Here is a 25,545-nt window from a genome sequence, read left to right as displayed (position 1 = left end):
TTTTTGATCTGAATATAAGCGCAAATCTAGTTATTAAGCCAATTGTTTTTGCTTTTCAATCGCATTTAATAATTTCTCATAAGGTGCATTGAATTTTTCTATCCCTTCATCTTCCAGTTGTTGGGTAAGTTTAGCAAGATCAATATCTGCATGACGTAGTTGTGCCAATATAGCAGAAGCGCCATCAAGATCAATGCCAAGGCGGCTTTCAGGGTCACCATGATCACGGTAAGCTTCCAGCGTTTCCATAGGAATAGTATCTACCGTGTTGGGGCCAATCAGTGCTTCTACGTATTTAGTGTCCTTAAAAGCAGGATTTTTACTACTTGTACTTGCCCAGAGTAAACGTTGAGGTTTCGCGCCAAGAGCAGCTAGTTTTTCCCATCTTTCTCCACTGAAAACCTGCTGGTAAATCTCATATGCTTTTTTTGCAGAAGCAATGGCGACTTCACCTTTTAACTCACCCAAATGCTTTTCTTCCAATATAGGATCAACCAGTACATCAATCCGGCTTAAAAAGAAGCTAGCGACCGACGCAATTTCTTTAATACTTTCGTTTCTCGCTGCACGTTCCTCCAAGCCTTCCAGGTAAGCTTCTGTAACCTGTTTATAGCGTTCCAGACCAAATAATAAGGTCACATTAACGTTCAGTCCTTCAGCAATAGATTTCTTAATGGCTGCTAATCCTGGTTGTGTACCAGGAATCTTGATCATTACATTTTTACGGTCTACTTCCTTCCAAAGCTGTAAAGCTTGTTTAATTGTACCTTCGGTGTCAAGTGCCAGGAGTGGAGAAACCTCCAGACTTGCATAACCATCAGCACCTTCCACTTCTTCATTATACACTGGCAGTAATAGATCTGCTGCCTGCTGGATGTCTTTAATTGCAAGACGGTAAAAAATATCTTCGTTGCTTATATTCTCTTTTGAAAGTTCAGCAATATCTGCATCATAATCTGAACTGCTGCTAATCGCTTTTTCAAATATGGCTGGGTTAGAAGTTAGCCCCCTTACGCCATCAATTTCAATCAATTCTTTTAACTTACCAGATTTGATGATATCACGGTCAATAAAGTCCAGCCATATACTCTGACCATAATCATGTATTTTTTTTACTTTATTCGCTTCCATATTGTATTGTTTTAATCCAAAACAAGTAAATCGTATTAATGTTTATTCTGCTTTAAATATATGCACTGACATGACAAATCTCTATTTTTATTTACCTTTGAGCGATGGCTGTAAAACGTGGCAAAAGCACTAAAAAGAGAAAATTCGACTTCAGGAATTTACCCATATTAATAGGGAAATGTATTTTATGGTTTTTCCTGAGTACGGTCCTCTGGGTTTTGGCTTACCGCTTTATTAACCCTCCTTTTACGTCTTTAATGATCTTGCGTAACATTGAACGTAAATCTGATGGTAAAACCTTTAAAACAGAGAAGGACTGGGTGAAACTTAGTGAAATGTCAGACCAGATCAAACGTGCAGCTATTGCTGGCGAAGATCAGAAATTTCTGCATCACTGGGGCTTCGATATGAAAGCTATTGGCAGAGCATACAGTGCTAATAAAGGAGATAGCACCAAGGTTAAAGGCGGAAGTACGATATCCCAGCAAACAGCCAAGAATGTCTTTTTATGGCCAGGCAGATCCTGGGTACGTAAAGGTTTTGAAGCCTACTTTACAGTACTGATTGAAATGATGTGGAGCAAACAGCGGATATTGGAAGTTTATCTGAATGTAATTGAGATGGGAGATGGTATTTATGGTGCGGAAGCGGCCTCTCAAAGCTATTACGGGAAATCATGCAGACAACTAAACAGATCTGAAGCTGCATTAATTGTAGCCTGTTTCCCTAACCCGTTACGCTGGACACCTTCGCATCCCACGCTGTATATCAGACACAAACAATATCTGATTATGAAAAATATAAGAAACCTTGGCCCGGTAAAATTTAAGTAGGCATTTACTGGATATTAGTTTTCGCGGATTAAAGTAAGTCCGCGAAAACTTTATTATGCCAGCTATCCTTGAAAGGAACTTCCCATTTGGTCTGGAAATCTTCCAATGTCTGAACCATGTTGTTAAACACAATAGAATCTGGCGTTATATGCTTAATACTGATTAGTGTTTCGAAATCTTCCTTATTGACAACAATTACTTTCCCGTCAACTTTGTAAGCCATATTAAAGCGATTGAATAAATCGGCTCCATATTCGGTTTCAATTCCTTTAATGATGCGTACCGATGCATCAATAGAACATCCTGTAGCGCCAGCTGTAGCTTCATCTACTGTGAAAATAATAAAATAATTGTACCTGATTTCTGCTTTTGCCTGTAACTGGTGGCCATGGGCTTTCCATTGTGCAGTAAAACCGTCCAACTGTTGCTGAATTGCACTAACCTCCTGGTCACTGAATTCACGATCGCTCTGATAGATCCAAACTTTTGATTGTGGAGAAAAACTCATATCACAAATTTAACATTTTATTTAAATTGATTTACCCAAATAGCAATTGAGATGAAAAAGTTTACAATCTTCTTAAAAATTAGTGCGTATACGTTGTTATGTGCTGTTTTTCTTTCCTTTTCATCCTATAGCCCAATAGAAGAAGAAGCTATATATGTTCAGCAAAAATTAGAAGATCACTACAATAAAGAGGCTAAAGGAGGGAGTATAAAGAAGTACGAACTACGGATTACTAACAGTGGTTTCTGTCGTTATAAGTGCTTTTTTAACAATGGAAAGATAGAATATTTCTCTTTTAACTTTTTAAAATACAAGGATTTGGATTATGCAGGGACATCACAGTCCGGAAGCTTAATTTTACACACAAAAGGTGATGATGTTATTGTACAGACTTATAATGATACCAAAGGTAATGATATTGATAGTATGGCCACTTTTATGGCCATACCACTTAAGAATATTGAACCAGAGGAGTTGAATCAGTTAATGGAGAAATTTCAACAGATGAGCCAGAAGATCCGCCAATAGTAAACAGCGGGGTTTCCATATCACGCGAAGCCACAACAATCATTGTATCTTGTGCATGTTCTTTGAACAGATTCTCTACTAAAACTGGGTTGTTATTATCTTTTGATAAATGTGAAAGCAATAAGTGTGTCAGCTTGGCCGGGCGGGATGTTGTGAATAGTTCTAAGGCTTGTTTGTTACTCAGGTGACCAAAACCATCACTAATCCTTTTTTTAAGGTAATAAGGGTAATTACCATGGTGTAAAAGATCTTCATCATAATTCGCTTCGAGAAAGGCTGCATCACATTGTTTGAAATGGAGGGTAAGCTGTTCGCAAACTATACCAAGATCAGTAAACACACCAACATTAATTTCCCCGCACGAAACCATGAAACTATGCGGTTCTGCTGCATCATGAATTTTAGGAAAACACGTGATTTGCAACGATCCGATCTGGACTACCTGGTGGCTAAAAAATGAGTTGATTAAATCTTCTGGCAATTCTAGTTTACTATTACCTATTGTTCCCGGAGTGATATAAACCGGGATACGGTATTTCTTCGCCATGACAGTTAAGCCACGGATGTGGTCACCATGTTCATGGGAAATGAAAATAGCTTTCACTTTGCCCATAGATAAACCCAGCCGCAGCATCCGTTTTTCAGTTTCGCGGCAGGATATTCCAGCATCAATCAGCACGGCCTCCTGCGCATTACCTACGTAATAACAATTGCCATTGCTGCCTGAATTTATTGACGTAATAAAAAGGGGATTACAACCCATTTGCTCTTACTGTAATTTCTGCAATATCTAATACCTGGACATTTTGATTCTGATCTTTCATTTTAACGCCATCACTTAGCATGGTCATACAGAAAGGACAGCCTGCTGCAATAATGCTTGGGTTTGTTTCCAATGCCTCTTCAATTCTCTCGATATTGATATCTTTATTGCCTTTTTCTGGCTCTTTAAACATCTGAGCGCCACCGGCACCACAACAAAGACCATTAGATTTACAACGTTTCATCTCCACTAATTGTGCATCTAAAACCTCTAAAGCTTTTCTTGGCGCTTCATATATACCATTACCACGGCCTAAATAACAAGGATCATGATAGGTGATTTTTTTACCCTTAAAACTTTCGCCTCCTTCAGCTTTCAGCTTGCCATCATTGATCAGCTCCTGAATCAGCTGGGTATGGTGAATAATATCATAATTACCCCCTAAACCCGGATACTCATTTTTAATAGTATTGAAGCAATGCGGACAGCCTGTTACGATCTTTTTGATATTGTAACCATTCAATACCTCGATATTGGTCATCGCCTGCATCTGAAATAAGAATTCATTTCCAGCACGCTTGGCAGGGTCGCCTGTACAACTTTCTTCTGTTCCCAATACGGCATATTTAATACCTACATGGTGAAGGATTTTACAAATATCCCGTGTTGTTTTTTGTGCGCGTTCATCATAACTACCTGCACAACCTACCCAGAATAGAATTTCAGGTTCTTCGCCCCTGGCAATCATTTCTGCCATGGTAGGCACTTCTATATTTAGTTTCTCGCTCATTATTCAGCTTGAGTAATAGATTAAAATTTAACTTTCTTTTGCCCAGTTCAATCGATCTGCCGGAGAATATTTCCATGGCGCACCATTGTTTTCAATGTTTCCAAGCATTGCATTGATACTTGCGGGAGCCTGAGATTCTTCCATGACCGCATACCTTCTCAGGTCTGTAATAATTGCCAGCGGATCTATATTGATAGGACAGGCCTCTACACAAGCATTACAGCTTGTACAAGCCCATAATTCTTCTCTGGTGATATAATCATCAATCAGTGACTTTCCATCTTCAAAACCGGTGCCTGTTTTATCAATATTTTTACCTACTTCTTCCATGCGGTCACGCGTATCCATCATGATTTTGCGTGGAGAAAGCAGTTTGCCTGTAATGTTGGCAGGACATACAGCTGTACAACGTCCGCATTCGGTACAGGTATAAGCATTCATCAGGTTTACCCATGATAAGTCATTTACATCTTTTGCACCGAACCGGCCTGCTTCAGCCTCAGGAGGAGTGAAGGATGGATCCAGCATTGCTTTGACCTCATTGGTTACACTCTGCATATTCGTAAATTCACCCTTTGGTTCCAAATTAGAGAAATAAGTATTGGGAAAGGCAAACAGGATATGGAAATGTTTGGAATAAGGCAAGTAGTTCAGGAAGGCAAGGATACCTATAATGTGAAACCACCAGCAACCTCTTTCTATAGCGATCAGACTGCTTTCGCTGCCTGGCAATAGATTTTGCAGAAACTGACTCACAGGAAAAGCACCAGCAGTGATATAATGATGTGCACCTAAAGCTTGTAGTTTAGCATCTGCCGCATTCATCAACAGGAATGCTGTCATTAACAGGATTTCTGTGATCAGGATATAATTGGCATCAGATTTTGGCCAGCCTTTCAGTTCAGGACTGTTTAATCTTTTCAGTTTTAAAATATTTCTTCTGATCAGGAAAATAGCACAACCAACCCATACCCCTAAAGCCAGGATCTCAAATGAGCCTATCAAAAAGTTATACAAGCCGCCCAGCCCATTAAACACACGGTGAGTGCCAAACATTCCATCAATCATAATTTCGAGTACTTCGATATTGATAATCACAAAACCAATGTAGACTACAAAATGCAGTGCAGCAGGAATCGGACGTACCACCATCTTGCTTTGCCCAAGGGCAACTCTGATCATGGTCATCAATCTTTTTTGAGGCTGGTCGGTACGGTCTGCCGCTTTACCAATTCTGATGTTACGGATGACCTTTTTCAGGTTGAAACTGAATAAGGCGATGGCCGCTAAAGTGATTGCTATAAATAGAATTTGTGAAATCATTATTTGGTTAATCTTTTACAGTCATGCTAAGTTAAAATAATTAGCAGAGAAAAAATACTATGCTTGCATAATTATTTCAAATTTAGAGCCGTTTTAAATAATTCTGAGGGGTTTTTAAATTATTTTCAGAAAAAGTTTTGCAATTCGAAAAAAGAAACTACATTTGCACTCCCAACCGAGGGGAACATGATCAAACATGTTTAAATAAGATGGTGCGGTAGCTCAGTCGGTAGAGCAAAGGATTGAAAATCCTTGTGTCGCCGGTTCGATCCCGGCCCACACCACTTCTTCTAAAAGCTCTATTTCGTATGAAATGGAGCTTTTTTGTTTTCAAAGGTTTTTTGTGTTTTATACAGGTTCAACAGAAGTAAACTTTTACGGATCAAGCTTTCAATTTGCATGGGAATGACTCAGGGGAAACAAGGCCGGGCTGTTCGTAAATAAATTCAAAATAGCTAAATAATAAAGCTGTATCGTCCGGGTACTGCCTGAGTACTGGTCGGGTACTCGTTAGGGTAAGACCAAGGTAAGAGCAAGTTGAGTCCATGGCAAGTCCAAGTCAAAACAACTAGTTGAAACAACATGGACCTGCCATGCTTACAGCCTGTTTACAACCCGGTGTCATCCCGACCACCACTCAGGCACAACCAAACCATAACTAGTTGAAGATTAATGAAATTATAATTTTCCCTTTGACTAACCCATGGACAACTGCGGACAATTGCAGACAGCTGCGGACAATTACGGACATTTTTTACGCATCAGGATAATCTTTAACGCGAATAGCTTACATTGGTGGAAAGGCATTTATTTATTTATTATGGGAAGTTTAACGGGTAAATTTTCAAAGGGAATCCTGGACGATTTCATTTTTAAAGCAGCAGTTTGGCGTACAGGTTGTTTCAAAAGTTCTGTACTGGGCACAAGGAAACAAGCAATGGAAACCCAAAGGCATCAGAGAACTTTCGTCAAAGTAGCAAGCCTGGAAAAATCAGGATCTTTCCTCCCCCTAAGAATTCCGCTGAAGCGTTGGCCGATCTCTTATCAAAGTAATCAGGAGCTTTTTTGTTTTCAGAGGCTTTTTGTGTTTTATACAGGTTCAACAGGAGAAACTTTTACTGCTGTAAAACGAAGCATAAAAAAAGAGGACACATCCTCTTTTTTTATATTAAACTAAATGTCTTACTAACTAGTAAACTTGTTTTACTCTGCTATCGCCAGAACCGTAGTAAAAGTTGACAACTTTTTTATCTCCTTTATTATTTAGCAAATAAGTATTGCTTACCCCTCTGTTTGTTACGCTATTTATATTGCTGTAATTGCTTAATACATAGTTATAAGAGTCATAGGAGACAGCTTTTAAAACAACACCTTTGGCACCAGGAACTAAAACGCCAGCATCATCTCTTTTAAGATGAACATAGCCACTGCCACCCTCAGGAGAGTAAGTATAAGCTATCTTTCCATTCGATCCTGTGGTAGCCATTAATTTAGGGGCTGATGTTATAGTATTCCCGGTTACGTCAACTATTTCTACATTAATTTTAGCATTAGCATCGTAGGTGAACATACTAAAATCTGGATTATTATTATTTTGTGTATTGGTGATATTAAGTTTTTCTACTTGAAATTTATCACCTGCAGAAGATAATAGCACCTGATTGTAATAATTATAATAGGTGTTTCCTGGAATATACAATGTTTTACCAGTCTTGTCAGCTGCAACTTTAAAGTAATAAGAGTTATATACTGTTGGAACTGGAGCATTGAAATTATTTACATTAAAATAGGTCTTTACTGTAGTTAACCTAGGCAAGCTACTTGGAAATGAGGTTATAGCATCGTCTTCAGTTGCATTCACATAAAGTCTTTGATCAGCAGTGATTTGCTCAAAAGAAAGTGTATATCCATTTGGAGCGGCAGGGACTTTAATACTGTAAGTACCAGTTGCATCAGTGTACGTTGGAAAATAAACAGTATAAGTCTCTGATGAAGAATTCGTTGGAATATTAGCAGCAGCTGTAACTAATACTTTAGCTCCCACTTTCTCCGAAGTATTGTTTGTTAAGTCTGTTTCAATATAAAGACTACCAGTGATCTCATTTGATAAATCCGTAGTATTCCACAATTTCACATTTCCAGCAGCAGCAAGATATAGTGAAATCTGGGTTGCAGCATAACCAGATTTTGAAATCAGAAAAGTACTTGACGGAAATAAATACAAAGCAGTAAAAGTAACTATACCTTGCGCATTTGTTTTTGCTGCGAATATTTTTCCTTCAGAAGAAACAGTAACATCAGCATCCGACAATGGAGCATTAGAGATAACATCTACAACTCTTAAACTATAATCCTGCTTTTTTGCAGCGATAGCACTCTTTATTTTTAAACTGTCGTTAAGTTTTACCTGCTCAAGTGCAGCTGTATTAATTAACTGCTGCATAGCAGTAGCACCTTTTTGTTTCAGTGTTTCAAGATCAAGTTCATGCTGATATTTTAAATTCAGCAGGTCTTTCTGGGCATTGATGGCATCGTTCTCGTTAAACTTATCCTTGCTGCAGCCAGCAATCAGAATAGCGAACGCCATAACTGTTAAAATAGTAAATTTTGACTTCATATATTACGCTTATTTATTTAAGTAAGTTTTGAGGAAATGAAACTCTTATTTAAGAGATGACAGAGGCATAATGATGCCTAATTTTGTAAGGAAGGAGTTCGTTCTGATATTCGTTCCAAAACCAACTTTCTCCATATAAGAATATTTATCCCTGGCTGATGACAAACCATTTAAATATCTCATATCTATAAGGAGCAGGAGCCTTGAAGTTAATGGCAATTTTAAATTTGCACCGGCTATCAGGTTGAATCTTGAAGCGTTAAACAAATTGGTCGCATTCTGTGAAGCAGTGACCGTTGCAATGATATCTTCACCTGGAAGGAGATTTCCCGTTTTTTGATAACTCTCGTTTATATTATAGGTGTAAGCATAACTTCCGCCAACATATATGGACGGCTTCCATAACGGTTTAATCTTAAAGGTGTAATTAATTAAAAAAGGGATTTCAATACTATTTAGTTTATAGGAACTGTTTTTAACATTTTTAGTCTCAAAACTTTCTGGTAAATCAAATCTGGTGTCATCTTTGAAACGAATCATGCTTCCGCCTTGTTGTAGCGAATTGACCTCCAATTGCAGACTTATTCCTTTGACTAATTTATAGTTAACTGAAATTCCGGCAGTATAGCCTGTATTTGAGCCTGTTTGAGGTTGTCCTTTACTAAAGTGGTTTAAACTCAAACCTGCGGCAATACCAACCTCAAGTCTGTTTTTTAAAGAATCCTGGAATTTGATAGGGTTATCATTTTTCTCACTTTCCTGTGCCAAAGCAATATTGGTAAGAAAAAATATTAATGTTGTTGTTAAAAGAAAAAGGACTGGTAATTTTAAAATTGCCTGAGCAATAAATTTAATTTTAATAGGAGATAACATTTTGAGCGTTAAGTGGTTTATTTTCTTAGGCCGTAAATGTATTGAATTATCTATTAAAGTGGCTTTTTGTTTGTAATAAATAATTTTTGAGATCTTATCCTATAACCCTATAATAATAGAACCGCAATATTATAATGCTGAAAATTGCAATTGATAACTTCCGGGAGTGATACCCTCCAGTTTTTTGAAAACGCGGATAAAGTAATTGGCATCACTGAAACCAAGTTCATAGCTGATTGCAGCAATCTTTGAACCAGGGCTGGCCAGCAATTGTTTTGCGCGGTTTATCTTTTCTGTCAGAATAAAATCGTTTGGACTGATACCCAATTCCCGCTTGAATAATCTGTAAAAAGTGGCTTTGCTCATACAAGCCTTGCTGCTTAAACTATGAATACTTAATTTTTCACTCAGGTTAGCCCTGATGTAACCAATTACATAAGCCAGAGGATTATGATTCGTATCATTGCCAGTACGGCCAATCGTTTTTAAACTTTGAGTTTGCATAATCCTGACCAATAGTTCCTTTAAGGTCAGGTCTGCCAGTACATCCTTTTCTTTAGATCCCTCGGCACAAATCCTGATAATCTTATTGATCAGAAAAGAAATCTCTTCATTGTTGTAGAAATGATATTCTTCATAATTTAGCGACCACTCCTCACCGGCAGTAGCTTTAGGAAAATACTCATTCAGATAACGGATAGTCCGTTTAATCTGATCATTATCTATGGCCAGCGCAATACATTGTGCAGGATTCTGACCAGAAGCCTCGGGGAAATCTATTTCCATCATTTGTGAAGGGCGGACAATAACAGTCTCTCCCGGCAAATAATCGAAACCCTGCCGATCGCAAAGATGCATTATCTTTTTACCGCGCAGCATGCTTGTGATTACAAAATCACTAAAGCTCAAAGGTACCTTATACGACTCAGAATAAGTTTCAAACACATTCAGTTCACAGCGTTCCAGTGTATAAGCGGTTCTGTTTTCTACCAAGGTTTGTAAATTCGCTTCCTTACTCAACTCCACAAGATTTAATTTATGCTGCATCATGATCAGTAAAATTTGGTTAGTAATAAGGGCGTATACCCAAATATAAGTTTATTTCAAGACGCTCGCACACTCTTTCTGCAACGATAATGCTACTACTTGCAACAATTGTCCTACCATCGGTCCCGATTAGCCATTACGTTTGTATTAACCAAATCATAAATTCATACCCTCATGGAAAGACCGGCATTTAAATCCCATTATGATAATTTTATTGGAGGCAAGTTTGTGCCGCCGGTAAAAGGCATCTATTTTGATAACATATCCCCTATAGACGGGAAAGTATTTACAAAAGCAGCAAGATCAAGTAAAGAAGACGTAGCGCTGGCACTCGATGCAGCACATGAAGCTTTTAAAACCTGGAGTAAAAGTTCTCCGACCTACAGGAGTAATATCCTGTTGAAAGTTGCGCAGAAAATAGAAGATAACTTAGAATACCTTGCTACAGTCGAAACCATTGATAACGGGAAGGCTATCAGAGAAACACTAGCGGCAGATTTGCCTTTGGTAGTAGATCATTTCAGATATTTTGCAGGAGTAATCAGAGGTGAAGAAGGCACTATAGCAGAACATGATGAACATACAGTAAGTATCGTGCTGCACGAGCCAATAGGTGTCGTAGCACAGATTATACCCTGGAATTTCCCTTTACTAATGGCCACCTGGAAAATAGCGCCGGCATTAGCTGCGGGTTGCTGTACAGTCGTTAAACCAGCAGAACAAACTCCAGTATCTATCATTATTTTAATGGAGTTAATTGGTGATATTCTTCCTCCCGGTGTGTTAAACATTGTCAATGGCTATGGCCTGGAAGTTGGAAAACCCCTTGCTACTTCTTCGAGAATTTCTAAAGTTGCTTTTACAGGTAGTACCACTTCCGGCCGTTTAATTATGCAGTATGCTGCAGAAAACATTATCCCATCGACAATGGAGCTAGGCGGTAAATCGCCAAACATATTTTTTGATTCTGTAGGCGCCCAGGATGATGAATTCTTTGATAAAGCAGTAGAAGGAGCAGTGATGTTTGCATTGAATCAAGGAGAAGTTTGTACCTGTCCGTCCCGGTTATTAATACAGGAGGGGCTTTATGATAAGTTTATCAGCCGCGTTATTGAACGTACAAAAGCCATTAAAACACTGAATCCGCTGGATAAAGAAAGTATGATGGGTGCGCAAACCTCCAATGAGCAGTATCAAAAAATATTATCTTATATCAAAATAGGAATTGAAGAAGGATCGGAAGTTTTGACCGGCGGAGGTATCAATAAATTACCAGGTGAGTTGGAAACAGGATATTATATCGAACCAACTATTTTTAAAGGGCACAATAAGATGCGGATCTTTCAGGAAGAAATATTTGGCCCGGTGCTTTGCGTAACTACTTTTAAAACAGTCGAAGAAGCTATTGAAATTGCAAATGATACTTTATATGGGTTAGGTGCCGGCGTATGGACACGTGATGCGCATGAGTTATATCAGGTGCCACGTGCTATCCAGGCTGGTCGTGTATGGGTGAACCAATATCACTCTTATCCAGCCCATGCACCATTTGGCGGATATAAAAAATCCGGATTTGGCAGAGAAAACCATAAAATGATGCTGGACCATTACAGAAGTGTTAAGAATATGCTGATCTCTTATGACAAGAACAGATTAGGATTCTTTTAGGTTAGTTTATTGAATTATTATTAAACAATTTTTTTATATGTCGGTTCCTGTTATGAAAGCTGCCCGTTGGTATGCTGCTAAAGATATTAGAGTAGAAGATGCCCCTATACCCTCAACGGATAGTAAACAAGTGAAAATAGAAGTGCAGTACGCAGGTATTTGTGGTTCTGATTTGCATGAGTATGCGCACGGGCCGATGTTGATTCCTGCAGATGTGCCCTATCCTTTAAACGGACATATCGGCGTAACCACTTTAGGCCATGAATTTTCTGGCGTGGTAACCGAGGTTGGAGAAGAAGTTAAGCAAGTGAAAATAGGGGACCGTGTAGTAGTAGAGCCTCTTTTTAGAAATCCTGAAAGTCCCTTTATTGTGACTGGTGAGTATAATCTGTCAGAACCTCTGGGTTTTATCGGACTAACTTCGAACGGTGGTTTTGCGAAGTTTGTTGTCGTAGAAGATTATATGGTACATCCTATTCCGGACCACATGAGTTTTGAGCAAGGCGCATTAGTTGAACCAGCTGCGGTAGCTGTATATGCGGTAAAAAGCAGTGGATTAAAGCTCGGACAGTCCTGTGTTATATTTGGAGCCGGGCCGATTGGGTTACTCTGTGTACAGGCTGCAATTGCAGCAGGTGCTGCAACCGTGATTGTTGTAGATGTTGCCGAAAAACGTTTAGAGAAAGCGCTTGAAATTGGTGCTACCCAGGTCATCAACGGAAAAGAAAAGGATGTATCAGCTCAGGTTAAGCAATTAACTGCTGGCGGTGCGGATATTTATATTGATGCGGCAGGTGTGCAGGCAACTTATGATGCTGGAATTGCTAGTTTGAAAAATGGAGGTACTGCTTTATTAGTCGCTCTTTTTGGAAAACCGGTCACCACGAATGCTTTTGATCTGGTTGTGCGTGAAATTACCATTAAGGGTACTATAGCTTACCGGAACATCTTTCCTGAAGTGATTCAGCTGATTCATACTGGCAGAATGCCTGTTGAAAAACTAGTAACTGCAAGAATTGAGCTTGAAAATATCGTAGAAGAAGGGTTTGAAGCATTGCTGAACAATCCTACACAGGTGAAAATATTGGTTAAAATTGCTAAATAATCATGAGCAGCAAGAGAATCTTAGTTACAGAAAAAGCCATAGGTGTAATCAATCAATTGAAAGTTGAATATGGTGAGCTGTTTTTTCATCAGAGCGGAGGATGTTGTGAGGGATCCTATCCACATTGTTTTGAAAAAGGAGGTTTTCTGATCGGATCTAATGATGTTTGCCTTGGAGAAATTGAAGGATGTAAGTTTTATATGGCTGGAGATCAGTTTGAATACTGGAAACATACCCAGCTTACTGTAGATGTTATTGAAGGGAGAGCCGCCGGTTTCTCCCTTGAATCAACGCTGGATGTTGGATTTATTATACATTCAAGGCTGTTTACTGAAGAAGAGTTGAAGACACTGGAGCCTGTGAATTCTGACTCAGATGAATAAAAATGCATTTTTTTTAAATAAAATGCACTAACCATTTTGAAATCCAAAAAAAGAAACTACATTTGCAGCCCACCAACCGAGGTGGAGCATGATCGAAATCATGTTAATAAAAGGATGGTGCGGTAGCTCAGTCGGTAGAGCAAAGGATTGAAAATCCTTGTGTCGCCGGTTCGATCCCGGCCCACACCACTTCTACAAAAAGCCTGTTTTTATAATGAAAACAGGCTTTTTTGATTTTTAAAGTATTTTTCTGTCACTTTTTGTAATGCAGACTATAAAATACAGGGAAGTTCGACAGTTTTTTTGTTGAATTGATCATAGTTGTTTGACAGACGTTTCGGACGGTTTCATTTGAAATCTACCTAACTCATTGCCTTTTGACTTAATAATTCTAATAATAAATCTGTTTCTTACCACTCAAATCCATAATTAGTTTCGAGATCTCCGGAGAAATCTGGCTTATGGTCAGCAGCCTCAAATTCTAGTATAAATCCTGGCTCATCGTCATAATAACTTATTATACTTAATTCTTTCCAACCTTCTTCCATTCTAAAATTCAGACTATTGATTTCGTTTATAGCGCTCATATCTTTAAAGTAACCAATCCCAATTATTCTAACTATTCCATTTTGACCATTGAATATCCAGCCTGAAGAATCAATCATTTTATTTTGTACGGTTGTTTTATTCCCTATCTGAAAGTTATAATAATCATCAGGAAGTCCGATTATTGGAATAGCGATTCCTTCTCTGGTAATTATGTCACCATGTTCAGTTTCTGTAAAATGTTTGAAAACATCTTTTTTATCTAAAGAATTTTTATCTAAGTAATCTTCTAGTAGTAATGGATTGTAAATAACAAATCCGTTTAGTTCGGCAAAGAGTTTATATTTCATATTTAGTCTGATGACTATAGTGGGGGGAGTGGATTCTAAAAATTCATTAAATGTTTTCCATGTGTCTTCTTATTCAAGCTAGTGAGTGGTATATATTTTTCGGGATGGCCATAATTCCCACACTTTATCCTTAGTTTCTTTTAATCCAAATTTCTCAAAGAAGGTCTTCATTTCTCCACTCAATTCGAGAAATAGTTTCTCAATATGTTGTGGCATGGCAACAATTGGGCTATCTGTTTTCGATTGTAAAAGAAACCACCTCCACCTTCAAAACTGTCAATAGAAATATTAAATTAATTTAGAGAAGATACTGTAAACTTCAGGATTAATATCTACCTGATATATACCACTTGAACCATCTTCCAATTTGTAAATTATTTGCTGTTTATCTGTGAGTTCGATAGCACCTACTTTAAACCTACCCCATGGATTCTGTTTAATTAATACAATTTCATCATTGTCATTAAATATTGTTAATGATGAAATTAATTCATAATCTGATGATTGTTTTAGGGTTTCTAACTCGTTGAATTTTCCGCCTTTGAAAAATAATTGAACTTTATCAAGATCTTCTTTACCATTAAATGAAAGGTCAAAATTTGCAATTGTTTGAAAAATTATATTGTCACGACTATTGGTGCTTTCTAATCTAAAATCAACTTCTTTCTTTCGATAAAATGCATGAAAAGATAATACTGTTGATTCTTCATTGATTTTGACATCAGATATTTCTACTAGGGATGGTTCACCGTAAGGATTTTCATCTAATAGAAATCTTCGGCAATTTAAATCATAATTAAATCTCAGGTCTGCTATTAAGGTTAGTTCATTACCTTTTGGATTATATATAAAGGCTGATTCTTTTGGCTTAATAGATTTCATAAATTATTTATACGTCTATTCTTTATTAGTGGATATTATTAATAAACACCTATGGATTGTCTTTTTTGAATTTTTTCAATTTATCCAATAGAGAAGATGAAACTTTTTCTTTCACTAATTTTGGAGTATTGTTTTCTTCTAGTTGATCTTGGGTCTCTCTCTTTAGGGATAAAAAGAAGTTTTCAACGCTATCAGAGACTTTGTAATTAGGTTTTTCATTCTCATTAAAATCATGTAGGATATAATATACTCCTTTATCAATAATGTTATAAGCAAAAAAATCACCCTCTAGTGCTTCCGAAAAAGGGAGGAAATGCTTATTAAATATATCATCATTGCTTTTAATCATCCCGAAAACATTGTCACCTCTATTTACAATGGAAAAAAAGCGTCCAAAGTCTATAAATTTCGAATCTCCCAAGATTGGAATATTCTCTTTCACTTCGATCCCAATACTCTCTTTAAAAATTTGTCCGTTATACTGAAACCATGTTTCAAGTAAAACATTATTAATTTTAGAGGAGAAATATTCTTCCAATATATTTATTTCGTGCTCAAATTCTTTAGATGAGACTTGATTGGATGCATTAAATGTAACTCCTCCAATTTCATCAAAATGTTCTTCTATTTTATTTTTCATATATTCTATGCTTTAATAGCTTAATGATAGGCTCCGGTAATTTTTCTCAATTTAGATGCGCCCCCTTCATGTGGCACATTATTATGTAAGTCAGATGGAATCAATTCTATCGTTCTCATATCCTGATGATGGTGAGCTGTTAAACCATTCTCTTTTAAGAACCTTTTAGCTTCGGCTTTTGATTTTAACTCGCCGCTTTCCTTTAATCTTTCATGTACTAAATCAAAATCTTTTTTGCCACCTGTTAAATTGTCAAATTCATAATTGTTTTGCAGGACATCAAATTCATTTATTACATCATGAAATTTAGACATTTTATTAAGGGGTTTATTTTTCATGATTAATTACATTTTGCTATCTCTTTTTATAAGCTAACATAAATAATCGAATGGCTACGGTAGGAAAAACAGATTGAGCTCGCTATAATTCAAAATACCACTCAAGGAAACTATTAATGGTTTTCCATTGAGGAAGTAATTTACCATCTAAAAAATCTTTCAACTTTTCTCCTAATGCTATTTCTATGACCTCTTCTGTTTTTCGATTATAAAAAAAACCACCCTCACCTTCAAAACTGTCAAGAGGAATATATTCATGTGGTATGGCCAATACTTTTTGTAAATGATTTATTTGATCCATATACGATGAGTTAATTGAAGACCAACAAATTTGATAGAGTTCCTTTTTCCTGCTATAAAATGTTGGCCCCTGTTCTGCATGCAAATAGAACTGTGCAAAATCTGAATCTAAAGAGATTTCTAAATCTAATATTACATTGGAATATTGTTGTGTAAATTCCTCATACCACCAATTTTTGCTTTTGCAAAAATTCTTTATTTTATCTGATAACATATTTTAGACTTACAATGCGTTTAATTTCTTGCTTCAGATTTTTAAATTCTAGAACTTAGGATCAATTCAGGTTGTTCTCTATCAATTTTTCAAATGAAGGGGCTATTGTTTCCACTAAATCATCATCATGGTAGTAAATTAAAACTTCTCCCGAAGGATTAATCATTATAGGATCACCATTGCCTTCAACAGAAATGACATAACTTGATTGTATAATTGGGCATCTGTCATCAACTTCATAAGATTCTCTAAATTCATTTGTTAGGTCGACTACTGTTTGGCCTGATAGCATCTCTGAATTTGAGAAAGCATATACAGGAAGTCCAACAAAACTGCCTCCAAATAATTTAATGAATTGAATATAATCTTTGTCAAATTTTACATTTAGTTTTTTCTCTGCATCAGTAATTATTTTATCTTCTGCAGGTTTGCCTAAGAATAATGAATTATCCTTATCGAATAAAAAATCTTCTATTCTTTTGATTAAGTTCTCGTTCATATTTTATTTATATTTTAGTCCTCTAGATTTCATTTCAGTCTCTGCTAGGTTAGCGTGGTAATCCTTTTTCCAATCATTAAATGCAATTCTTTCATCAGCGGTTAAGCCACCACCTTTAGTCTTCCCATTTGGATGTTGCCCAGGGTTAGTGTGTGGTTTGTCATGCTGATGTTGTGGCATAGCAACAATTGGGCCTTCTGGTTTTTGTTTGTAATGATGTAGGACTATTACATTGCCCTTTGCATCTTTCGGAGACAGGCCTCTACCTGAACCCTTATTCGCATAATACAATGCTTTAAGTTGAGCATCATTTAAATGACTTATGTCAGTATAACCATTAACAGTAAGTGTTAAGCCCTTACTATCAGTAAATGTTGTAAAGCTACCAGGGTTTGTTGATAATCCCAAAACATCAATCCAGCTATTTATATCATGTACATAACTATATAGAGACATTCCTCCATTTAGCCCAATCGGATCCTTGCTGATATACTTTCCTATCTCTGCATCATAATACCTAAACCTATTATAATACAAACCAGTCTCCTGATCTTCATATTGCCCCTGATACCGGAAGGGAATAAATCCTTTATCCCCCGTAAGTTTACGTATTTTTCCAAAAATATCCAGTTCACAATCCCATACTTTTTTACCTGTATCATCAAAAGCCTGGACTGGTGTACCCAGATAATCACTGACAATAGAATATCGTTCTCCATTAACCAGTTTCGCACTTGGAGTAAATATATTCTGATCATATACCCACGTAATCAGCTCTTCACCCAACGGTTCATCCTTATCGTAACTCAGCAATCCATCTTCATTAACTACCAGATTTGGCCTTTCTGCCAGCGGATAGTTCCATTCGTGGAGTAACAAATTACCATCCCAAACGTAACGGTATATTTTTTCGCCAACTATCTTCGCTCGTCGTCTTCCCAGTGCATCATATTCAAAATGAATTACTTCTCCCTTAGGGTTTTTCACTGCCTTCATCATCCCTCCAGCCGTCCATGCATAAGCCCAGTCACCAATCTGCCATTCTGGTAATCCCGGAGGTGCGTCAGTCAGTCCGGTAATCTGGTCTGCCACCGGACTATTCGGATCAACAATCCCCCAGTTCAGTTTCTTCTCAAATAAGCTGTTCCCTTCCGGTTCTGTAACCACAGATCTTTCCAGTCCATTTATATTTCGTTTACTTTTCTGAACCAGATTTCCATGGGCATCGTAACGGTAATACCACTGATCATCCTTCAGCAATTTTCCACCTTTATCATATCTTCTGTCACTACGGTTAGCTGTTTTGTACAAATCTCCGGTAGCATCAGGATTCTTATAAACAACTTTTCCGTCATCACTATAAGTTGCCGAAGAAAGACTGCCAAACGTATCATATCTGTAATTTACCTTACCACCGGTAATGCTATTCAGACAAGTATTCAGCTTATCATTTGGTCCCCAGCCGTATTGCTTATAAGACGTAATAGACTTAGCAGCTTCTACTTTTTGACTGATCGGATGGCCTTCATGGTCATAATCAAAAGTTGCCGTCACACCACCGCTTAAACTACGGAGGACTTCCTGTCCTTTTTTATTTCTGCTGATTCCAGCAGTCCATTCAGGGCCTCCTTCACATTTAGCTGCCATATTACTCAGATAACCCATCGCGTCATACTGATAATCAACTACTGCCCCCAGAGAACTCTTCAGGTTTACCAGATTACCAAAAACATCATATTGATAACTGATACTATGTCCATCCTGAATTTCCTGGGTAACCATCCCTAATGGATTGCGACTAAAATTAACAGAAGAAAGTTCGTTTTCTGCTGCAATCAGTAAACCTAACTTATCATATTGAAAGGCTTGATAAGTATCATCTTCATACTTGCTGTAAACCAGTCTTCCAGCCAGATCATAATTGTGATACACTGCTTTTCCATCAGGTTGTAAAGTTTTAATAACCTGCCCATCACGGTTACGCACATATCGTTGCTCTTGTCCATCAAAACCATTTTCCTGTATAACATCATCATTTGCATCCCTTAAAAAGCTGTATATTTCTCCTTTTTCATTCGTAATTCCTTTTAAGTTTTCCCATTTGTCGTAAGTGAAACGCAGTGTCTGAGCTGTTTCGCCCGATAAACGGCTGCTTCGGGTTTGAGTTTTTAAACTACCCATAGGCGTGTAATCCATACGCCATTCTTCATTTCCATCACTGGCATAAACAGGAAGATCATAGGCATCATATCTGAATTTCAACGCTTCCTCACCAAAATATTTCACTGCCGTTACCCGGCCCATATCATCTCTTTCCCATGTGGTGGTTTTATACCCGTCTGGACTAAAACGGATCAATCTGCCATAATCATCATATTCCCAGCGGCGGCTATTCCCGTCAGACGTAACCGCTTCAATCAATTGATGCTGTCTGTTGTAAGTCCAAAGAATTTCAAGTCCGGAGTTATCTTTGCAGGAAACAGGTAATTGCTGTCCTTCAACATAGAAAAATTCCAGCATACGTCCATCTTTTTGTACATGTCTCAGCAACTGATTATGTTCATTGTAAGTCCATGTTTCTGTCATCCCTGCAGGATCACTGCGCAAGATAAGATTATGTTGTAAATCATATTGGTAAGTATAAGCTTCACCATCCGGCATATGATAAGTAGTAATATTTCCCATTTCATCATACTCATAACCGATCACTCTTCCTTCGGGGCTGGCTATCATTTTCCGTTCATTATAACGGTTATATTCATACCAGGTTTCACCGCCCATGGCATCTGTTTTTTTATAAACCAGATCATCCTCGTCATAAAAATAACGCTCCGTTTTGCCACTGTGATAATGAACCTCATTATAACCTTCTTCAGGGAAATAGCGAAGTGTACCACTCATAAATCCATCTTGCCCTTCGGTGTGGATAACCCTGCCAAGGCTATCATAACGCCAGAAATACTGCATGCCGTTACGGTTAACCCTTTTGATCACCCGGTTATTTTCATCATAATCAAAATTGATGCTTTGATCAGCCTGATCATAAACCCTGATCATATTGCCCTGCTCATCATAAGCATAGCGGACCATTAGCTGGTTGGTGTTTTTGTATTTATAAAATACAGCAGCAATGGCAGCGCCATTTTCAGTATGCTCCATTTCAAGCTTTCTGCCCGAATCGTCTGTGATAACCGATAACAAACCGTTTCTATACTGAAAAGAAAGAGAACTGCCATTCGTATAAGCAATGTGGTCAACCCGATAGATTTCACCATAATCTGCACTTTTAAATACTTTATAAGTATAAATATCCTGGTTAATCGTCAAAATCCATGTTTGCTCATCCGGTCTTTCCATCCAGATTTTCTGCGTCCGGTCATATTGTCTTCCAGAATAAGGTTCGATATAGGGCATCGGCATAACCATGTTTTCCGAAGGATGACTGAAACCCGCAACTCCCGCTTCGGCATCAGGATAGATATACAAATCGTAATTGTTATAAACCTGGTTGCCCATCATTCCCGCATAAGGTTTATCACTACGCCAGACATTGTTCCATTGTAAAGTGTGGCCTCCCGGCAGCTCAAAATCTGTCCATTCAAAAAACATAGCTCCTGTAACGAAATTAACAGGTTCCAGACCATAGAAACAAAGTATTTTGGATAAAGGATTATTTTTGAACTTGCCACCGAACATATTCTGAAGAATATGATTAAGCCCTGTCAGCAATTTTCCACCGATCTTAGTTAGCCCCCGCATCAAACCTATCGCTGCAAATCTCATTACATATTCTTTGAGTGTATACTGATGAGGTTTGAATTCTGCTCCAACCAATACCGGTTTACCCGTATTGATCTGCACATACATACTCAATAAATCACTGTAAAAAGCAAAATAGGCCAGTGGATTCTTTTTTAATTTAGCTGGTACAGTAGGCAATGGTTTTAAGCCCATTGGCGGACACCAGCAGGTCAGTACCTGGCCCGGATTTGAACCACTTAATTCAGAACCCTGTGCTTTTACCGTTGTGGAACCCCAGTAAACCTCTCCCTCATGCGGAGATCCGGCAATATTCACAATGAAATAAACAGGAAGAGAAGTGATATGTCTGAAAGGTAACAGTACGCCCATTACCGTTGTCGTTGTGGTTGCTTTATGCCGGCCATGTACAAAAACACTACCACCCATTGGGATGCTTGGCATACCAATCAGCCCTTGTGCAAATGCAGGTACAGGGATATTAAAACGCAGATAATCCATGGGATCAAATACCATCCCCAGAAATGGATGGGGTAGTGGTAATGGAATAATTCCAAACGAAGGAGGAATAGGGATGGTTGTCCAATGAAAATCTACAGCCAAAACTATATCAAAATGTTTGCTGACATGCTGAACAGCTTTATTACTTCCACCAACCTTTTCGGCTTTAATCAACTTTAAAGGGCTTATTACGGCAGGCGTAGAATTGCCCGCGCTTAGACTTCCGCCGTCACTTTTTGGTTCGGCTTTAGTTATACTTGCAGACAGGCTGATTGATCTGTCAGCAGACTTATCCGGTTTAGTTGCTTTAATCTTTTTCATCAGAATATAATTTTATCCTTTCGATAATGGGTCTGCATGATTTTCTGGCATTTCAGACATTGATTTCCAATCTTCTCCTATATCTCTTCGCATGTCCTGATCCAGCTTTTTGCCTTCAGGACTATTTTCTCCATATTTTTTAATTATAATGGCTGCTGTATAAGCCATCGAACTCTGCCTTCTTTTTTCAAGCGGCATTTTTCTCCCTATTTCAAGACACCTGTTGTAATAGCCCATTGCTTTTCCCGAACCCGTCAATTTGTTTTCTGATAGCTGTCCAATCAATCGGGTACATTCCATCGCGATAAAATCATTTCCAATTCCCTCAGCTATTTTAATTGCTTTCTCAAAATATGCTATCGCCTCATCTTTTCCAGTCTGGCCGAGCAGAAAACTACCATAACTCATATGGATATGTGCACCTAATAAGGTAGCCTCACCAGCCGTTTGTATAGCTAATTTATACTGTTCATGCGCCGCGCTCTTATGCTTTTTTACAGCCAGGCTTTGTGCTAACATAATCCTTGCGGTAACTACAGCTTCATGTAAACCCTGTTTCATGGCAATCTGTATCGCTCTTTCCAATACTGCATTCGCCTGTTCATGTTTACCCTCGGTCAGGTAATTACTAGCAATTAATATCTGCTGCTGAAAATCGGTTTCGGGATCGTTTTTCGTTCTGTTGCTATGGGCCGCTGTATTTTGCATCAGCTGAGTGATGTTAATATTCAGCCTGAATTCTATTCCCTGTTTCAGCTTTTTCAATGTACGGTGCAGATGATGTTCTGTATAAACCAGCTTAATCTGTGTATTCTTAACCTCTTGGATACATTTACACCACTCATTCACCCAGGTAGAAAGACCAGGCACATCGTTAATTACAGTCGGAGCAAGCTGTACATATATCTTTTTCATCTTCAAATGAGGATAAAGATTACAAAGACGAATCAGAGCTATTACTGGTAAATAAGCATCCGTTTCCTGTTTTTTGGCCTCTTCCGTCAGTTCAGTTTCCCAAACTATACCTTTGCTTGTATCCTCTTGCCAGAGGTCAAAAACCTCTTTCCATTCTTTAACAAGGCTTTGTCCATAAGTTTTACTACTATTGAAATCCTGATAATGGATCAGGAACATATCGTTTGTTCTGCTTTCTTCAGTCAGCTGGTATTTAAAATAAGCCTCAAATAAATTCACCTCATGTCTTTCTCCAAGACAGAGGAACAGTGTTTCGAGCGGGTTTTGCCTGACAACCTGTTGCCATTGCCGGTCTATCTTTAACATTTCCAGTTGTATCGGGTTCATGGAAGCTATGATAAAATTAATTAAGGTTGATTGTTCCGCTAACTACATTGGTCTCACCCTGACCACCGATCGTTACTTTTGCGGGAGAAGCCAGGTTAGCTTCTGTTTTTCCACTCATTGACAAAGTATCAGTACCTATATCAAGTGTTGTTGGTTCAATGCCTATTCCTGAAGTCGGCGTAGCATCTTTAGGCCCAACACCAATACCAATACTGGCCGTGGCAGACTGCCCTATATTTTCACCCAATGTTAAAATGTTTTTACCTTTAATAATAATGGTTCCTGCCTTGTCCATCAGAATACTGCTCTCCCCACATTGAATTAAAATAGATTCTTTGGTTTCAAAGTGTGCCTTACCAGCACCGTCCAGCACAATGAAATTCTGATCTTTATCTTTTACTGTAATTCCTGCACCGTCATCCAGTTGTATCGTATGGCCGCTTTTAGAAGTTAAGCTTTTGCTGTTATTACTACCACTGCCACCACTACCACTTTTACCATGGAATACACTTCCCATCACAATCGGGCGGGCTATATTACCTTCTTCGAAAGCAATAACTACCTGGTCACCAATTTCAGGGATAAACACAAATCCCCTGTTTTTACTTACTTTTTCTGAACTCCCTGCATCTGGTGTAACCACTCTAAGCCATTCTGTGACATCATTACAATCACAAGCCCATTTGAATTTGACTTTAATACGTCCATGGCCATCAGGGTCATTATTTTCTATTACATTAGCAAGCTGCATATCAGGCTGAGGATTTTGCAGAGGATTGACCGGCACTCGCTCAGTATCTGAAGGAATAGCCTCAAAATTATTCTTATAACGGCCAACACCATCAATAGAATGAGAAACACTGGTCACTAAAAACTTGCCAAAATCTTCTAAGGAAAAGTCATTTAACTTACGGACGCTCATACTAATGTCTGCAATACCTCCAATACAAACCTGGGGATTATCTCCTTCGCACTTAATATTTACAAGGCCAGACTTGATTGAATCCTGTTCATTTTTCACAAAACTGTCAATCTCCATTTTATTATCGGCCCGTGTAATCAGTGGTTGATTATAAGTTTTACTATATACAGAGTTGGAAGCTGTAATTGCATGTGCGAGATCAGGAGGGCCGGAACTCTGACCTTCTCCGTTTGCTGCAAGCAACTCATCCTGTTTAGGGTTATAAGCGAATTTTTTATATTTTAGAGGCGCAATTTGCATTCCATACTGGATGCTACTCAGATCCCGGCCATAAACTAATTCTATTGCTTTGAAATCATCGGGTTTTCCAAATACAAGAGCTGCACCGTTATAGAAAAACCATTCATGGTACTGTGCCGAAAGGCGGTTGATGAAATCGAAGTCACTTTCTCTATATTGGATCAGGTAATCGATAGGACCTTTACGGCTCGGATTTACCTGTATTTGAAGATCATTTGCAGGTACTTCTTTTGTTGCCTGAGAAATAATAGCACTTAAATCCTTACCCAGGTAAGAACCAAGATCGGGGCCGCGGTCAAGTAAAATTGTCGGGCTGAAACCACTTACAATAATATCTCCCATAAAGCCATGTTTTTGTGCGATTTTTACATTGGTAATAATGCCAGAGAACCGATTTTCTTTGCCAGGGATGTCACCAAATTCAATAGCCAGGTTTTTACCGATGAAGTCTTTTGAACGGTTTAATGATAATGAACCTGGCAATTCAATTTGATCCTGATTAAATCGCAATTCAAAAGTATGATGCTCATTAAAGCGCTGGTTTAAATTAAAACTCGAGAAGGTAGTTATAGGCGTACCCTCTATGCTAATATTAACTTTTACTTTGTTTTCCATTTTCTTTGAGTTTGGAAAGATGATTAATGTTTTTTTGATTCAATTGTGATTCATGCTGGCGGATGGTAATTCGTAATATCGACAGCACATGTGAATGCACTTAAGAAGGATTTAAATTTAGTAGGAGGTTAATGCATTGTCATCCTGATGCGATCCTTGATATCAGAAAAACCTTTATCCTGATTTAGGAAACAGGCAAATTGAAGTACATGGTACTTCCTGTCCAAAAAGTCTGAGGTTGCTTTGAAAGCCATAACTATTGGTTTAAATGTATTTGGTTGTTTGTCAGAATAACGTCAAATACCTTGCCATTATTTCTTGGTAATCAGTGTGATGTGAGATTTTAGATCAAAATTTGTCTCAAACGCAGTTTGATGTCTTAATTATTTATTTCTAAGCTATGTTGAGTTTTTAATATTGACTAAGTTACTATACAACAGCAAACTATATAACTAACAATATTTCATCCGGAGACAGAATCGATCAT

General features: G+C 38.0%; 23 protein-coding genes and 2 tRNA genes. 8 read left to right on the top strand and 17 right to left on the bottom strand.

The features are described from left to right. Positions 1 to 33: 33 nt before the first annotated feature. Complete coding sequence (gene tal, locus AY601_RS17300; RefSeq protein ID WP_068403315.1) at positions 34 to 1,131, bottom strand: transaldolase; 1,098 nt, start codon at positions 1,129 to 1,131, stop codon at positions 34 to 36. Between the two features lie 104 nt (positions 1,132 to 1,235). On the opposite strand from tal, the gene mtgA reads away from it, so the two are divergent. Continuing rightward, entirely contained in the window at positions 1,236 to 1,964 is a 729-nt protein-coding gene (gene mtgA / locus AY601_RS17295; RefSeq protein WP_068403313.1) for a monofunctional biosynthetic peptidoglycan transglycosylase, read from the top strand. A gap of 28 nt (positions 1,965 to 1,992) precedes the next feature. On the opposite strand, the gene AY601_RS17290 is transcribed toward mtgA, so the two are convergent. After that, positions 1,993 to 2,472, bottom strand: a complete 480-nt coding sequence (locus AY601_RS17290) for an ABC transporter ATPase (protein ID WP_068403311.1) — start codon at positions 2,470 to 2,472, stop codon at positions 1,993 to 1,995. 51 nt (positions 2,473 to 2,523) lie between these two features. Here AY601_RS17290 and AY601_RS25400 point away from each other — a divergent pair, with 51 nt between their 5' ends. Then, the gene (locus AY601_RS25400; RefSeq protein ID WP_084359325.1) at positions 2,524 to 3,000 is read left to right on the top strand and encodes a hypothetical protein; all 477 of its coding nucleotides are present in this window, start codon (positions 2,524 to 2,526) and stop codon (positions 2,998 to 3,000) included. Here AY601_RS25400 and AY601_RS17285 read toward each other — a convergent pair. The 3 genes from AY601_RS17285 to AY601_RS17275 are packed head-to-tail and all read right to left on the bottom strand — an operon-like array spanning position 2,924 to position 5,876. Further along, complete coding sequence (locus tag AY601_RS17285) at positions 2,924 to 3,763, bottom strand: MBL fold metallo-hydrolase (protein WP_068403309.1); 840 nt, start codon at positions 3,761 to 3,763, stop codon at positions 2,924 to 2,926. The genes AY601_RS25400 and AY601_RS17285 overlap by 77 nt on opposite strands. Then, complete coding sequence (locus AY601_RS17280) at positions 3,753 to 4,553, bottom strand: (Fe-S)-binding protein (protein ID WP_068403307.1); 801 nt, start codon at positions 4,551 to 4,553, stop codon at positions 3,753 to 3,755. The genes AY601_RS17285 and AY601_RS17280 overlap by 11 nt, the downstream gene beginning before the upstream one ends. A gap of 27 nt (positions 4,554 to 4,580) precedes the next feature. Further along, on the bottom strand, positions 4,581 to 5,876 hold the full coding sequence (locus AY601_RS17275; protein ID WP_068403306.1) for a 4Fe-4S dicluster domain-containing protein: 1,296 nt from the start codon (positions 5,874 to 5,876) through the stop codon (positions 4,581 to 4,583). Positions 5,877 to 6,087: 211 nt separating this feature from the next. On the opposite strand from AY601_RS17275, the gene AY601_RS17270 reads away from it, so the two are divergent. Beyond that, positions 6,088 to 6,160 (top strand) — tRNA-Phe (locus AY601_RS17270). A 419-nt stretch (positions 6,161 to 6,579) separates the two neighbouring features. Further along, positions 6,580 to 7,053 carry a hypothetical protein gene (locus AY601_RS17265; protein ID WP_068403304.1) on the top strand — a complete coding sequence of 158 codons (474 nt, stop codon included), beginning with the start codon at positions 6,580 to 6,582 and terminating at the stop codon, positions 7,051 to 7,053. 12 nt (positions 7,054 to 7,065) lie between these two features. Here AY601_RS17265 and AY601_RS17260 read toward each other — a convergent pair whose 3' ends face one another. The 3 genes from AY601_RS17260 to AY601_RS17250 all read right to left on the bottom strand — a co-directional run bounded on the left by AY601_RS17260 (position 7,066) and on the right by AY601_RS17250 (position 10,416). After that, entirely contained in the window at positions 7,066 to 8,493 is a 1,428-nt protein-coding gene (locus tag AY601_RS17260; protein ID WP_157287989.1) for a hypothetical protein, read from the bottom strand. Positions 8,494 to 8,538: 45 nt separating this feature from the next. Then, positions 8,539 to 9,366, bottom strand: a complete 828-nt coding sequence (locus tag AY601_RS17255; protein WP_068403300.1) for a porin family protein — start codon at positions 9,364 to 9,366, stop codon at positions 8,539 to 8,541. A 129-nt stretch (positions 9,367 to 9,495) separates the two neighbouring features. Beyond that, complete coding sequence (locus tag AY601_RS17250; protein WP_232324620.1) at positions 9,496 to 10,416, bottom strand: AraC family transcriptional regulator; 921 nt, start codon at positions 10,414 to 10,416, stop codon at positions 9,496 to 9,498. Between the two features lie 171 nt (positions 10,417 to 10,587). Between AY601_RS17250 and AY601_RS17245 the strand changes: the two genes are divergently transcribed. The 4 genes from AY601_RS17245 (at position 10,588) to AY601_RS17230 (ending at position 13,758) form a co-directional block, all read left to right on the top strand. Continuing rightward, positions 10,588 to 12,081: an aldehyde dehydrogenase family protein gene (locus AY601_RS17245; RefSeq protein ID WP_068403298.1), complete on the top strand. Its 1,494-nt coding sequence runs from the start codon at positions 10,588 to 10,590 to the stop codon at positions 12,079 to 12,081. 37 nt (positions 12,082 to 12,118) lie between these two features. Then, positions 12,119 to 13,186 (top strand): 2,3-butanediol dehydrogenase, encoded by a 1,068-nt coding sequence (locus AY601_RS17240; protein ID WP_232324619.1) that lies wholly within the window; start codon positions 12,119 to 12,121, stop codon positions 13,184 to 13,186. Positions 13,187 to 13,188: 2 nt separating this feature from the next. Next, on the top strand, positions 13,189 to 13,569 hold the full coding sequence (locus tag AY601_RS17235; RefSeq protein WP_068403296.1) for a DUF779 domain-containing protein: 381 nt from the start codon (positions 13,189 to 13,191) through the stop codon (positions 13,567 to 13,569). Between the two features lie 116 nt (positions 13,570 to 13,685). Then, positions 13,686 to 13,758 (top strand) — tRNA-Phe (locus tag AY601_RS17230). Positions 13,759 to 13,979: 221 nt separating this feature from the next. On the opposite strand, the gene AY601_RS17225 is transcribed toward AY601_RS17230, so the two are convergent. The 9 genes from AY601_RS17225 to AY601_RS17185 all read right to left on the bottom strand — a co-directional run bounded on the left by AY601_RS17225 (position 13,980) and on the right by AY601_RS17185 (position 25,058). Beyond that, positions 13,980 to 14,465 (bottom strand): hypothetical protein, encoded by a 486-nt coding sequence (locus AY601_RS17225; protein ID WP_068403294.1) that lies wholly within the window; start codon positions 14,463 to 14,465, stop codon positions 13,980 to 13,982. Between the two features lie 288 nt (positions 14,466 to 14,753). Next, positions 14,754 to 15,347 (bottom strand): hypothetical protein, encoded by a 594-nt coding sequence (locus AY601_RS17220; protein WP_068403292.1) that lies wholly within the window; start codon positions 15,345 to 15,347, stop codon positions 14,754 to 14,756. Between the two features lie 49 nt (positions 15,348 to 15,396). Continuing rightward, complete coding sequence (locus AY601_RS17215) at positions 15,397 to 15,987, bottom strand: hypothetical protein (protein WP_068403290.1); 591 nt, start codon at positions 15,985 to 15,987, stop codon at positions 15,397 to 15,399. A 20-nt stretch (positions 15,988 to 16,007) separates the two neighbouring features. Further along, positions 16,008 to 16,325, bottom strand: coding sequence for an HNH endonuclease (locus tag AY601_RS17210; protein ID WP_068403287.1), 318 nt, complete (start codon positions 16,323 to 16,325; stop codon positions 16,008 to 16,010). 82 nt (positions 16,326 to 16,407) lie between these two features. Beyond that, positions 16,408 to 16,839, bottom strand: a complete 432-nt coding sequence (locus AY601_RS17205) for a hypothetical protein (RefSeq protein WP_068403285.1) — start codon at positions 16,837 to 16,839, stop codon at positions 16,408 to 16,410. Between the two features lie 61 nt (positions 16,840 to 16,900). After that, positions 16,901 to 17,338 carry an SMI1/KNR4 family protein gene (locus AY601_RS17200; RefSeq protein ID WP_068403284.1) on the bottom strand — a complete coding sequence of 146 codons (438 nt, stop codon included), beginning with the start codon at positions 17,336 to 17,338 and terminating at the stop codon, positions 16,901 to 16,903. A gap of 3 nt (positions 17,339 to 17,341) precedes the next feature. Next, a complete protein-coding gene (locus tag AY601_RS17195) occupies positions 17,342 to 21,919 on the bottom strand; it encodes an RHS repeat-associated core domain-containing protein (protein WP_068403281.1) in 4,578 nt (1,525 codons plus the stop codon). A gap of 12 nt (positions 21,920 to 21,931) precedes the next feature. After that, a complete protein-coding gene (locus AY601_RS17190; RefSeq protein ID WP_068403279.1) occupies positions 21,932 to 23,221 on the bottom strand; it encodes a hypothetical protein in 1,290 nt (429 codons plus the stop codon). 16 nt (positions 23,222 to 23,237) lie between these two features. Continuing rightward, positions 23,238 to 25,058: a type VI secretion system Vgr family protein gene (locus AY601_RS17185; protein ID WP_068403277.1), complete on the bottom strand. Its 1,821-nt coding sequence runs from the start codon at positions 25,056 to 25,058 to the stop codon at positions 23,238 to 23,240. Positions 25,059 to 25,545 lie beyond the last annotated feature (487 nt).

This window comes from Pedobacter cryoconitis (assembly GCF_001590605.1).
In the GTDB taxonomy this organism is placed as follows: Bacteria; Bacteroidota; Bacteroidia; order Sphingobacteriales; family Sphingobacteriaceae; genus Pedobacter; species Pedobacter cryoconitis_A.
This window is presented reverse-complemented; position numbering and strand designations above follow the sequence as displayed.

What these genes read in the sequence shown, in the direction of transcription:
- AY601_RS17190 (WP_068403279.1), bottom strand. Translation starts at nt 23,221, where the DNA reads ATGAACCCGATACAACTGGAAATGTTAAAGATAGACCGGCAATGGCAA.
- AY601_RS17200 (WP_068403284.1), bottom strand. Translation starts at nt 17,338, where the DNA reads ATGAACGAGAACTTAATCAAAAGAATAGAAGATTTTTTATTCGATAAG.
- AY601_RS17195 (WP_068403281.1), bottom strand. Translation starts at nt 21,919, where the DNA reads ATGAAAAAGATTAAAGCAACTAAACCGGATAAGTCTGCTGACAGATCA.
- AY601_RS17235 (WP_068403296.1), top strand. Translation starts at nt 13,189, where the DNA reads ATGAGCAGCAAGAGAATCTTAGTTACAGAAAAAGCCATAGGTGTAATC.
- AY601_RS17280 (WP_068403307.1), bottom strand. Translation starts at nt 4,553, where the DNA reads ATGAGCGAGAAACTAAATATAGAAGTGCCTACCATGGCAGAAATGATT.
- AY601_RS17245 (WP_068403298.1), top strand. Translation starts at nt 10,588, where the DNA reads ATGGAAAGACCGGCATTTAAATCCCATTATGATAATTTTATTGGAGGC.
- AY601_RS17185 (WP_068403277.1), bottom strand. Translation starts at nt 25,058, where the DNA reads ATGGAAAACAAAGTAAAAGTTAATATTAGCATAGAGGGTACGCCTATA.
- tal (WP_068403315.1), bottom strand. Translation starts at nt 1,131, where the DNA reads ATGGAAGCGAATAAAGTAAAAAAAATACATGATTATGGTCAGAGTATA.
- AY601_RS17265 (WP_068403304.1), top strand. Translation starts at nt 6,580, where the DNA reads ATGGACAACTGCGGACAATTGCAGACAGCTGCGGACAATTACGGACAT.
- AY601_RS17225 (WP_068403294.1), bottom strand. Translation starts at nt 14,465, where the DNA reads ATGAAATATAAACTCTTTGCCGAACTAAACGGATTTGTTATTTACAAT.
- AY601_RS17290 (WP_068403311.1), bottom strand. Translation starts at nt 2,472, where the DNA reads ATGAGTTTTTCTCCACAATCAAAAGTTTGGATCTATCAGAGCGATCGT.
- AY601_RS17240 (WP_232324619.1), top strand. Translation starts at nt 12,119, where the DNA reads ATGTCGGTTCCTGTTATGAAAGCTGCCCGTTGGTATGCTGCTAAAGAT.
- AY601_RS17220 (WP_068403292.1), bottom strand. Translation starts at nt 15,347, where the DNA reads ATGAAATCTATTAAGCCAAAAGAATCAGCCTTTATATATAATCCAAAA.
- AY601_RS17275 (WP_068403306.1), bottom strand. Translation starts at nt 5,876, where the DNA reads ATGATTTCACAAATTCTATTTATAGCAATCACTTTAGCGGCCATCGCC.
- AY601_RS17260 (WP_157287989.1), bottom strand. Translation starts at nt 8,493, where the DNA reads ATGAAGTCAAAATTTACTATTTTAACAGTTATGGCGTTCGCTATTCTG.
- AY601_RS17215 (WP_068403290.1), bottom strand. Translation starts at nt 15,987, where the DNA reads ATGAAAAATAAAATAGAAGAACATTTTGATGAAATTGGAGGAGTTACA.
- AY601_RS25400 (WP_084359325.1), top strand. Translation starts at nt 2,524, where the DNA reads ATGAAAAAGTTTACAATCTTCTTAAAAATTAGTGCGTATACGTTGTTA.
- AY601_RS17285 (WP_068403309.1), bottom strand. Translation starts at nt 3,763, where the DNA reads ATGGGTTGTAATCCCCTTTTTATTACGTCAATAAATTCAGGCAGCAAT.
- AY601_RS17255 (WP_068403300.1), bottom strand. Translation starts at nt 9,366, where the DNA reads ATGTTATCTCCTATTAAAATTAAATTTATTGCTCAGGCAATTTTAAAA.
- AY601_RS17205 (WP_068403285.1), bottom strand. Translation starts at nt 16,839, where the DNA reads ATGTTATCAGATAAAATAAAGAATTTTTGCAAAAGCAAAAATTGGTGG.
- AY601_RS17250 (WP_232324620.1), bottom strand. Translation starts at nt 10,416, where the DNA reads ATGATGCAGCATAAATTAAATCTTGTGGAGTTGAGTAAGGAAGCGAAT.
- mtgA (WP_068403313.1), top strand. Translation starts at nt 1,236, where the DNA reads ATGGCTGTAAAACGTGGCAAAAGCACTAAAAAGAGAAAATTCGACTTC.
- AY601_RS17210 (WP_068403287.1), bottom strand. Translation starts at nt 16,325, where the DNA reads ATGAAAAATAAACCCCTTAATAAAATGTCTAAATTTCATGATGTAATA.